The organism is Streptomyces sp. CNH189 (genome assembly GCF_000527195.1).
Genome location: NZ_AZUS01000013.1, coordinates 202,731 through 212,099, shown reverse-complemented (window position 1 = coordinate 212,099; position 9,369 = coordinate 202,731). Strand labels below are relative to the sequence as shown.

The window sequence follows — 9,369 nt, the reverse complement described above, 5'->3', positions numbered from 1 at the left end:
CGCATCCCCGAGGCTCTGACGGCCCCCGACGCGGGACCCATGGCCTGCGCGGGCGTCACCACGTACAACGGGCTGCGGCGCAGCTCCGCCCGGCCCGACGACCTGGTGGCCGTGCAGGGCATCGGCGGCCTGGGCCACCTGGCGGTGCAGTTCGCCGCGGCCATGGGCTTCGAGACGGTGGCCATCGCGCGGGGCGCCGACAAGGCGGACTTCGCCAAGCAGCTGGGCGCCCATCACTACGTCGACAGCACGGCGGGGCCGGTCGCCGAGGCCCTGCGGTCGCTGGGCGGCGCCAAGGTGGTCCTGGCCACCGCGGGCAACTCGGAGGCCATCGCCTCGACGGTGGACGGCCTGACCCCGCGTGGTGAGCTCGTCGTCGTCGGCGCGACCCCCGACCCGATGCCGATCAGTCCCTTCCAGCTGATCCTTCAGGGCCGGCTGGTGCGCGGCCACCCCTCCGGGACGTCGCAGGACGTGCAGGACACCATGACCTTCGCCGCCCGGCACGGCATCCGCCCCCTGACGGAGACCCTGCCGCTGAGCGAGGCGAACACCGCCTACGGCAAGATGATGGACGGCAGCGCCCGGTTCCGGATGGTGCTCACCCCCTGACCCCGCCTGGCCTGAGGGGGTCGGGCGAACCGCCGACCCCCTCAGGCCGCCGTGCCGTCGCTGTCCCGGTACGTCTCCAGGACGCGCAGCCACACCTCGCTGATCGTCGGGAACGCCGGGACGGCGTGCCACAGCCGGTCCACCGGCACCTCACCGGTGACGGCGACGGTCGCCGAGTAGAGCAGTTCCTGCACGCCCGGACCGACGAAGGTCACGCCGACGATCGTGCGGCGCGCACTGTCCACGAGCACCCGAGCCTTGCCCCGGTACCCCGTCGCGTACTGGACCGCGCCCGCGACACTGCCGATGTCGTAGTCCACGACGTCGACCTTCAGACCCGCCTGCTCCGCGTCCCGCGCGGTCAGGCCCACGGACGCCACCTCGGGTTCCGTGAACACCACTTGGGGGACGGCGGCGCTGTCGGCCGTCGGGGCGTGCCGTCCCCACCTGCCGTCGTCGAGCGGCTCGCCCTTGGCCCGCGCCCCGATCACGGCGCCCGCGATGCGCGCCTGGTACTTGCCCTGATGGGTCATCAGCGCACGGTGATTGACGTCGCCCACGGCGTAGAGCCACCCCTCGGGGACGTCCGGGACGCGGTAGGAGTCGTCCACGGGCAGCCAGTCGCCCGGGGTCAGGCCGACGGTGTCGAGGCCGATGTCCGCGGTGTGCGGCGCACGGCCGGTCGCGAACAGGATCTCGTCCGCGACCAGGGAGTTGCCGTCGTCCAGGGTGATCCGTACCGGACCGTCCCCTCCGTCGTCGCGCGCGACGGAGGCCACCGACGTGCCGAAGCGCAGGTCCACCCCGTTCTCGCGCAGCGCGTCCGCGACCATCTCCCCGGCGAACGGCTCCATCCGGCCGAGCAGTCCGCCGCGCCCGCGCACCAGCATGGTCACCCGCGACCCCAGCGCCTGGAACGCCGTGGCCATCTCCACGGCCACCACGCCGCCGCCCACCACCGCGAGGCGTTCCGGCACGTGCCGGGCGGCCGTCGCCTGCCGGTTGGTCCACGGGCGGACGTCCTCGAGCCCCGGCAGGTCGGGGAAGGCGGTGACCGTGCCCGTGCACACCCCGACCGCGTGCCGCGCGGTCAGCCGTACGGTCTCCCCGTCGGGGGTGTCCACGACGACCTGGCGCGGGCCGTCCAGCCGGCCGTGCCCGCGCACCAGGTCCACGGAGACGGAGTCGAGCCACTCCGCCTGGTCCTCGTCCTGCCAGTGCGCGGCCATCTCGTCGCGGTGCTCGAAGACGGCCGCGACGTCCAGGGGGCCCTCGACCGCCCGCCGGAGCCCGGGGACGCGCCGGGCGTCGGCGCGCGCCAGCACGGGCCGCAGCAGAGCCTTGCTCGGCTCGCACGCCCAGAACGAGCACTCGCCGCCGAGCAGTTCGTTCTCGACGATGACCGTGGTGAGTCCGGCGGCGCGGGTGCGGTCGGCGAGGTTCTCCCCCGTCGGTCCCGCACCGAGAACCACCACGTCGTAGGCCGGGGAAGTGCCGTTCATGCCCGCTCCCGTGGTCGTCGGCTGGTCGGCTGGGCCATGTCCTCCCAGTGTCCCCCTCCGGGCACGACATCGCCCGGCGTGCGGGGACGTACCGCCGGCCGCTCCCGGCCCGGTATCCGCCCGGCCGCTCCCGGCCCGGTACCGCGCGGCACGTAGCATGGCGCCATGTCACGCGTCGCGCGGAAGGACCCCGCTGAGCAACGGCCCGAGCCCCTCACCCCGGACGAGGAGGCCGTGGTGCGCTCGCTCAGCCGTGTCATCTACGCGCTGCCCCGCGCCATCGACGCCGACATGCTGCGCGAGCAGCGCATGTCGCTCGTCGAGTACCTGGCCCTCGCGCGCCTGTCGGAGGCCCCGGACCGGCAGCTGCGCATGAGCGAACTCGCCGCCTCGGTCGAGATGTCCCTCAGCGGCATGACCCGCCTGGCGACACGGCTGGAGACACAGGGGCTCATCCGCCGGATCCGGTCGGAGGAGGACGCCCGCGGCCTGAACGCCCGGCTGACGGACGCGGGCCTGGCCCGGCTGGAGGAGGCGTGGCCCAGCAACCTCGCCTCGGTGCGGCGCCACTTCCTCGACCACCTGACGGAGCTGGACCTCGGGAAGCTCGCCGCGGCACTGCAGAACGTCGGCACGTGACCGTGCGGCGGACCCGCCGGGTCCGCCGCACGGTCACGTCCGGGAGCGGGGGTCGCGTCACCGTTGTGGCGTCCGCGTCCGTCACCAGGCGCTCGAGCCGCCATCGACGGCGTAGTTGGCGCCGGTGATGTACGACGCCCGGTCCGAGGCGAGGAAGGCGGCCAGCTCCACCACCTCCTCGGGGCGCCCGAAGCGCTTGAGGAGCGTCTTGGCGGTGATCGCCTCGCGCAGCGCCTGGTTGTCGCCGAGGTCCCGGTCGCTGGCCGGGGTGAGCACCGGGCCCGGGCTGACGGCCACCGCGCGGATGCCGTGCGGGGCGCCCTCCAGGGCCATCTGCCGGGTCATGCCGATCACTCCGGCGTTGGCGGCCGTGTGCGCCACCATCGGGGGGTGCGCGCCGGCGATCATCCCCGCCTCCGACGCCACGTTGATCAGCACGCCGCCGCCGCGCGCGACCAGATGCGGCCAGGCGTACTTCGACACGAAGAACGGGATGTCGAGTTCGCCCGCCACGGTCGTTCGCCAGTCGTCCACGGAGAAGTCCGGCAGGGGACCGAAACGCTGCAGGGCGGCGTTGTTGTAGACCACGTCCAGGCCCCCGTACACGCCCACGGCGTTCTCCACCAGCTCACGCACCTGCTCGGGATCGGTGAGATCGACCGGCGCGAAGCCCGTCATCAGGCCGCCCGCGGTGCGCACCATGTCGACCGTCTCGGCGTTCCCGTCGGCGTTGATGTCGGCGCCGACGACGCGTGCGCCCTCCCTGGCGAAGACCAGGGCGGCGACCCGTCCCATGCCGCCGCCGGTTCCGGTGATGAGGACGATCTTCTCGTCGAGTATGCCCATGAGAACAGCTCCAGGTCCGATGTCCGCGCCACATGCCGGACATGTCCTTGCTTGACGAAGCAAGTGTGCGTCGGACCGGTCCGGGCGTCAAACGACGTTGTGAACAGGGGGGGAGCCGGCGTCGCCGGTGGGGCGTGGGTCAGCGGCCGGGCAGGCGCTCCGTGATCTCCTGCACGATCCAGCCGTTGCCGTCCGGGTCGTCGAAGGACAGGAACGAGCTGTAGCTGCGTCCCTCGGGGTCACGGCCCGACAGCCGTGCCTTCGTGCCCCCGTGGTGGAAGACCCCGCCGGCGTCGTGGAACACCTCGCTCACGGTGACGCCCCTGCGGGCCAGCTCGTCGCGGGCGGCCTCGATGTCCCGCACGACGAGGTGCAGTCCCTCGGCCGATCCGGGCGCGGCCTCGCCGACCTGGTCACCGAAGATCACCGAGCAGGCGGACCCCGGCGGTGTCACCTGCACCACGCGCAGGCCGTCGTCGGCGGTGAAGTCGGCGTCGAGCCGCCAGCCCAGACCTTCGTAGAAGCTCTTCGCACGGTCGACGTCGGACACCGGAACCACTGCCACCTCAAGCTTCATGTCCATGGTGGACCCTTCCTGTTCTGCGTCGGTCACGCCGGCCGGGCGGCGGGCGTCCGGGGCGGCGGCTCCGGACGGAACCGCCGTGCGGTCACGGGGGCACCAGCTGCTGCCCGCCGTCGACGTCGTACGTGGCGCCCGTCACGGCCTCGTTGCACATCAGGTGCACGGCCAGCGCGGCCACGTCGTCCGGACCGACGACCCGCCCGATGGGGAGGGCGGCGCGCAGCTGCTCCCGCCGCGCCTCCAGCCCGTCGCCCAGCAGCGACGCGGACAGGGGCGTGTCGACGAAGCCGGGCGCGACGAGATTGACGCGCACCGGTGCCAGTTCGAGCGCCAGATTGGCGGTCAGGGCGGGCAGCGCGGCGGTGAGGGCCGACGTCACGGCCCCGCCGACGGAGGGGCGGCGGCCACCGGTGCCGCCGACGAACACCAGCGTTCCCGCGTCACGGACCACGGCGGCGCCGTACTTGGCGACGCCGACGGTGAGGGCGAGGCGCTGTCCGAAGACGGCACGCGCCTCGTCGACGTCCATCTCCGCCAGCGGCATGTACCAGGGGGCGCCGGCGGTCGAGACGACGTGGTCGACCGGGCCGGGCAGGTCCGCGAAGAACCGCCGCAGGGCGTCGGAGTCGGCGGCGTCGACGGTCGCCGTACGCTCCGCACCGACGTCCGTCGCCGCCCGGGCCAGTCGTTCCCGGTCGCGTCCGGCCATCACCACCCGGGCGCCGTGCCGGCGTGCCCGACGTGCCGTCGCGAGTCCGATGCCGGAACTCGCGCCGATCACCACCACGGTCTGGCCCGCCAGGTCACGGGGGAGAGGGGCGTCGCTCGCCATGGGTGCCTCCGGCTTCGGTGCGCGGGACGGCCCGGTCACGGACCCGGGCGGCAGGGTCCCGCATCAGACAAAGGACGGCCCGCCGCGCAACTGGGGGTACAGCCCGGCCGGCCCTTCCGGCAGGGCCGCCTGGACCCGCCGGCTGACGTCGTCGCCCAGTACCTCTGGCAGCCCGGCCGCGGCGCCTTCCAGGGCGGTGCGGGCCACCTCGCCGGGGTCGGCCTTCGGCCCCTGCACGGCCGCCGCCATGTCGGTCGCCAGATAACTGACGTGCAGGGCGGTGACCTGCGTGCCCTGGTCGGCGAGGGCCAGGCGCAAGGCGTTGGTGACCGACCACTCGGCGGCCTTCGCGGCGGCGTACCCGGCGGTGACCGGGATGGACACCCAGGACAGCACGGAGAGGACGTTGACGACGGCGCCGCCGCCGTTGCGTCCGAGCACCGGGGCGAAGGCCCGGCTCATCGCGAGCGTGCCCACCACGTGCGTCTCGAACTCCCGCCGGAACGACTCCAGATCACCGTCGAGGATGTGGGCGCGGGTCGTCGACCCCGCGTTGTTCACGAGCAGCGTCACGTCCGGAGCCGCTCGGGACGCCGCGGCCACGGAGTCGTGGTCGGTGATGTCCACGGCCACCGGGACCGCCCCCGGTACGGCGACCTTGCCGGGGTCACGGGCTCCCGCGTAGACCTTGGCCGCCCCGGCGTCGAACAGGGCGCGTACGAACTGCTCCCCGAGTCCGCGGTTGGCGCCCGTCACGAACGCCACACACTCTTCGAGCTTCATGGAGACCTCCCCCAGCGCGGGGACAGCCGCCACGGGCCACCGGTCGGCAGGCGGTTCGAGGCCGTGAACGGCCGTTCCGACGCTACAGTGCGGGGCTGTGCGCCACCACTCGAACGGCCGAGCGGGCGCCCGGCGTCCAGGCGCCCACGGCGCGTCGGGCCAGGCCTCACCCTCCCTGGAGCAGACGGTCGAACGGCTGGGGGTCGTCGTACGGGTGGCCGGCGGGTGGTGCCTCCTCCCGCCGCCCCACCTCGCGGGCCAGTTCCCGCGCCGCCCGCCCGACGCGCGCGGCCAGTGGCCCTTCCGCCTGCCCCACGCCCCAGTCCTCCGGCGCGGCGAACACGGCGGTGGACATCACCACGGCGTGCAGGTGGCTGAACAGGGGCCGCAGCGCGTGCTCCAGGACGAGCGAGTGCCGTCCGGTGCCGCCGGTGGCGGCGACCAGAACCGGTTTGCCCGCCAGCGCCGGCTCCTCGAGACAGTCGACGAACATCTTGAACATGCCGCTGTACGAGGCCGCGAAGGTCGGCGTCACCACGATGAGGCCGTCGGCCCGCGCCACGGTGTCGAGTGCCCGGCCGAGGCCGGGTGACGGATAGCCGGCGATCAGGTGGTTCACCAGGTCGTGCGCGAGGTCCCGGACCTCGATCACCTCCACGTCGGTGTCGTCCCCCAGCAGGCCCAGCTCCCGCCGGGCGGCGTCGGTGAGCCGGTCGGCCAGCAGACGGGTGGACGACGGCTGCCGCAGCCCCGCCGAGACGACGGTGAGCCGGCGCTTCACCGTGCGCCTCCCTCTCCGGGGACCGGCGCCGCCTGGGCGGCCGCGACCCGGGAGGCGTGGGTGGGGGCGTCCGGGACGTGCGCGGGCCGCCCCTCGGCGGACTCCGCGCGCAGGACGGGCACGATCGCGCCCAGGGCCTCTATCTGTTCGAGCACCGCCCGGTGCGGGACACCGATGCCGTCGACGTTGAACAACTGGCGCTGATAGTGTCCCGCCGCCTGCTCGCGGTAGGTGAGCACCTGTTCGATCACCTGCTGCGGGCTGCCGACCAGCATGGCGGTCTGCGCCATCGTGTCCTCCAGCGACGGACCTCCGCCGTACACGGGCGAGTTGTCGAAGTAGGGGCGGAACTCGCGCACCGCGTCCTGGGAGTTCTTCCGCACGAACATCTGCGCCGCCAGCCCGACGACCGCCTGGTCGGCGGGTCCGTGCCCGTAGTGCTCGAAGCGGCGGCGGTACAGGTCGACCAGCCGCCTGACGTGCTCCTTGGGCCAGAACAGGTTGTTGTGGAAGAAGCCGTCTCCGTAGTAGGCGGCCTGCTCGGCGATCTCGGGCGAGCGGATGGAGGCGTGCCAGACGAACGGCGGCACGCCGTCCAGCGGGCGGGGCGTGGAGGTGAAGCCCTGCAACGGAGTGCGGAACTTCCCCTCCCAGTCGACGACGTCCTCGCGCCAGAGCCGCCGCAGCAGGGCGTAGTTCTCCACGGCGAGTGCGAGACCGTCACGGATGTCCTGCCCGAACCAGGGGTACACCGGGCCGGTGTTCCCGCGCCCCAGCATCAGGTCCACCCGGCCGTCCGCGAGGTGCTGGAGCGTCGCGTAGTCCTCGGCGATCTTCACCGGGTCGTTGGTGGTGATCAGCGTGGTGGAGGTGGACAGCAGGATGCGCCGGGTGCGGGCGGCGATGTGGCCGAGCAGCGTGGTGGGGGAGGACGGGACGAAGGGCGGGTTGTGGTGCTCGCCGAGCGCGAAGACGTCCAGGCCGACGTCCTCGGCCAGGCTCGCGTACTCCACCAGCGCCTTGATCCGCTCGTGCTCGGTGGGGGTGCGTCCGGACAGCGGGTCGCGTGCCACGTCCCCCACGCCGAAGATTCCGAAGTGCATCGGGTGATTCCTGTCTGTGATCTCGATCGGTCGGTCCGCGCGGCCCGCCGGCCGCCCGCCTGCGGGGGCGTCGACTCGCGCCGCACGGTGGTTGCTATGCGAAGCAAGCAAAAGCCGAACATTGTTCCCCGCCGTTTCTTCACTCGCCGTCGCTGCCGCTGCCGCTGCCGCCGTCGCCGATCGTGCCGGCTGCCGGCGCGCGGTGGTGCGGACCGGGTGTGTCCGTGTGCGTCGTGGGTGCCGCTACCGCCGGTGGGCGGCTCGGCTCAGGTCGCGACCTTGTGCAGCGCCGCGGCCAGCTGCCCGAGGTCCATGCCCGCCAGATGGTCCAGGAAGTGCCGGCGGACGGCGGCCAGGTTGGTGGGCCACGCCTCTTCCAGCCGTCGCAGGCCGGCGCCCGTGAGGGCCGCGTTCCAGCCCCGGGCGTCCTCCGGGCAGCGGGTCCGCCGGACGAACCCCTGGCTCTCCAGTCGCTGCACGACGCGCGTGGTGCCGCTCAGTGACATCTCGCAGGCGTCCGCGAGGTCACTCATGCGCAACCGGCGCTGCGGGGCCTCCGACAGGTGCATCAGGGCCAGGTACTCGGTGTTGGGCAGCCTTTGCTCGCGCATCATGTCCGCGTCGATGGCGCGCGGCAGCGCGTGGATGAGCCGGGGGAGGGCCCGTACCACGGCTTCCTCGTCCGGGGTGAGGGGCCGCGGTCCGGCCGGGGCGGGATCTGGTGTCGCGGTCGCCATGCCCAGATGGTTGCACGGCGAAGTACCTTCGGCAAACGTCGCGCCGTTCCGGGGCGCACGCCCGCCGTCAGGCGTCGGGAGGGATGCCGACCCGCCGGCCGAGGTCGAGTTCGACGCCGTCCGGCTTCTGGAGCCCGGCCTCGAGGAGCCGCTCGACACGATGTGCGTTCTCCGGGCGGCCGGAGGTGCGGAAGAACGCCGCGAGCGCGGCGCCGAACTCCTCGACGGGAGGCTCGGTGACCGCGTCGACGAGCGACTTGGTCTCCCGTACGGCCGTCCTGTCGAAGCCGGCGATCCTGCGGGCGAAGCCGTCGACGAAGTCTTCCAGCTCACCGTCCGGCAGGACGCGGTTGACGTAGCCGTACCGCTCGGCGAGGTCCGCGGGGAAGTCGTCGGCGCCCAGAAGGATCTCCAGCGCGCGCCCCCGGCCCAGCATCCTGGCGAGCCGTCCCGTGGGATCGCCGCCGGGCACCGACCCGACGCCGACCTCGAAGTGACCGAGGACGGCGCCCGGCCCGGCGAACCGGATGTCGGTGGCCAGCGCGAACTCGCTGCCGGCACCGCGGGCGCGGCCGTTGATCTCGCTGACGGTGACGGCGGGGACCCTGGCCAGGCGGTACACGTTGTCGGCGTAGGGGTGCAGGCCGGAGGCCGCCGGCTTCATGGCGGCCACGCGCGAGCGGTCCGCCAGCATGTCGTAGTGCGCCATGAAGAAGTCCGGGTCGGCGCTGCGGAACACCACCACCGTGAGCTCGGGAGTCCGCTCGATGCGGGTGATCAGCTCCGCCAGCTGCTCGATGGTGTCAGGGTCGATCAGATTGATCTCCCCGTTGGAGAAGGTGACCCGCCAGTAGGAGGGGCTGATCTCCCGGACGTCGAACTGTGTCTCGCCGCTCATTCGGCTGCTCCCGTCTGCGGGGGAGGGGGCGGACCGGAGTCCACTGCCCAATC

General features: G+C 73.2%; 11 protein-coding genes. 2 read left to right on the top strand and 9 right to left on the bottom strand.

Annotated features, from left to right (window positions below; genetic code table 11):
• Window positions 1-612: zinc-binding dehydrogenase (locus B100_RS0119415; RefSeq protein ID WP_024886102.1), on the top strand; the 612-nt coding region annotated here is incomplete at its 5' end.
• A gap of 41 nt (window positions 613-653) precedes the next feature.
• Here B100_RS0119415 and B100_RS0119410 read toward each other — a convergent pair.
• A complete protein-coding gene (locus B100_RS0119410) occupies window positions 654-2,114 on the bottom strand; it encodes a dihydrolipoyl dehydrogenase family protein (protein ID WP_024886101.1) in 1,461 nt (486 codons plus the stop codon).
• 165 nt (window positions 2,115-2,279) lie between these two features.
• On the opposite strand from B100_RS0119410, the gene B100_RS0119405 reads away from it, so the two are divergent.
• Entirely contained in the window at window positions 2,280-2,753 is a 474-nt protein-coding gene (locus B100_RS0119405; RefSeq protein ID WP_037723080.1) for a MarR family transcriptional regulator, read from the top strand.
• A gap of 81 nt (window positions 2,754-2,834) precedes the next feature.
• Here B100_RS0119405 and B100_RS0119400 read toward each other — a convergent pair whose 3' ends face one another.
• From B100_RS0119400 to B100_RS0119365, 8 genes are all read right to left on the bottom strand, one after another.
• Window positions 2,835-3,599 (bottom strand): SDR family oxidoreductase, encoded by a 765-nt coding sequence (locus tag B100_RS0119400; protein WP_024886099.1) that lies wholly within the window; start codon window positions 3,597-3,599, stop codon window positions 2,835-2,837.
• Window positions 3,600-3,738: 139 nt separating this feature from the next.
• Window positions 3,739-4,182, bottom strand: a complete 444-nt coding sequence (locus B100_RS0119395; RefSeq protein ID WP_024886098.1) for a VOC family protein — start codon at window positions 4,180-4,182, stop codon at window positions 3,739-3,741.
• A gap of 85 nt (window positions 4,183-4,267) precedes the next feature.
• Window positions 4,268-5,014 carry an SDR family oxidoreductase gene (locus B100_RS0119390; RefSeq protein WP_024886097.1) on the bottom strand — a complete coding sequence of 249 codons (747 nt, stop codon included), beginning with the start codon at window positions 5,012-5,014 and terminating at the stop codon, window positions 4,268-4,270.
• A gap of 63 nt (window positions 5,015-5,077) precedes the next feature.
• Entirely contained in the window at window positions 5,078-5,797 is a 720-nt protein-coding gene (locus B100_RS0119385; RefSeq protein WP_024886096.1) for an SDR family oxidoreductase, read from the bottom strand.
• A 166-nt stretch (window positions 5,798-5,963) separates the two neighbouring features.
• Window positions 5,964-6,578 (bottom strand): FMN reductase, encoded by a 615-nt coding sequence (locus tag B100_RS0119380; protein ID WP_024886095.1) that lies wholly within the window; start codon window positions 6,576-6,578, stop codon window positions 5,964-5,966.
• A complete protein-coding gene (locus tag B100_RS0119375; protein WP_024886094.1) occupies window positions 6,575-7,681 on the bottom strand; it encodes a CE1758 family FMN-dependent luciferase-like monooxygenase in 1,107 nt (368 codons plus the stop codon). Before B100_RS0119375 ends, B100_RS0119380 begins: the two co-directional genes overlap by 4 nt.
• A gap of 266 nt (window positions 7,682-7,947) precedes the next feature.
• Window positions 7,948-8,418, bottom strand: a complete 471-nt coding sequence (locus B100_RS0119370; protein ID WP_024886093.1) for a MarR family winged helix-turn-helix transcriptional regulator — start codon at window positions 8,416-8,418, stop codon at window positions 7,948-7,950.
• A 67-nt stretch (window positions 8,419-8,485) separates the two neighbouring features.
• Entirely contained in the window at window positions 8,486-9,316 is an 831-nt protein-coding gene (locus tag B100_RS0119365; RefSeq protein WP_024886092.1) for an enoyl-CoA hydratase/isomerase family protein, read from the bottom strand.
• Window positions 9,317-9,369: the final 53 nt, after the last annotated feature.

What these genes read in the sequence shown, in the direction of transcription:
- B100_RS0119410 (WP_024886101.1), bottom strand. Translation starts at nt 2,114, where the DNA reads ATGAACGGCACTTCCCCGGCCTACGACGTGGTGGTTCTCGGTGCGGGA.
- B100_RS0119405 (WP_037723080.1), top strand. Translation starts at nt 2,280, where the DNA reads ATGTCACGCGTCGCGCGGAAGGACCCCGCTGAGCAACGGCCCGAGCCC.
- B100_RS0119400 (WP_024886099.1), bottom strand. Translation starts at nt 3,599, where the DNA reads ATGGGCATACTCGACGAGAAGATCGTCCTCATCACCGGAACCGGCGGC.
- B100_RS0119395 (WP_024886098.1), bottom strand. Translation starts at nt 4,182, where the DNA reads ATGGACATGAAGCTTGAGGTGGCAGTGGTTCCGGTGTCCGACGTCGAC.
- B100_RS0119390 (WP_024886097.1), bottom strand. Translation starts at nt 5,014, where the DNA reads ATGGCGAGCGACGCCCCTCTCCCCCGTGACCTGGCGGGCCAGACCGTG.
- B100_RS0119385 (WP_024886096.1), bottom strand. Translation starts at nt 5,797, where the DNA reads ATGAAGCTCGAAGAGTGTGTGGCGTTCGTGACGGGCGCCAACCGCGGA.
- B100_RS0119375 (WP_024886094.1), bottom strand. Translation starts at nt 7,681, where the DNA reads ATGCACTTCGGAATCTTCGGCGTGGGGGACGTGGCACGCGACCCGCTG.
- B100_RS0119370 (WP_024886093.1), bottom strand. Translation starts at nt 8,418, where the DNA reads ATGGCGACCGCGACACCAGATCCCGCCCCGGCCGGACCGCGGCCCCTC.
- B100_RS0119365 (WP_024886092.1), bottom strand. Translation starts at nt 9,316, where the DNA reads ATGAGCGGCGAGACACAGTTCGACGTCCGGGAGATCAGCCCCTCCTAC.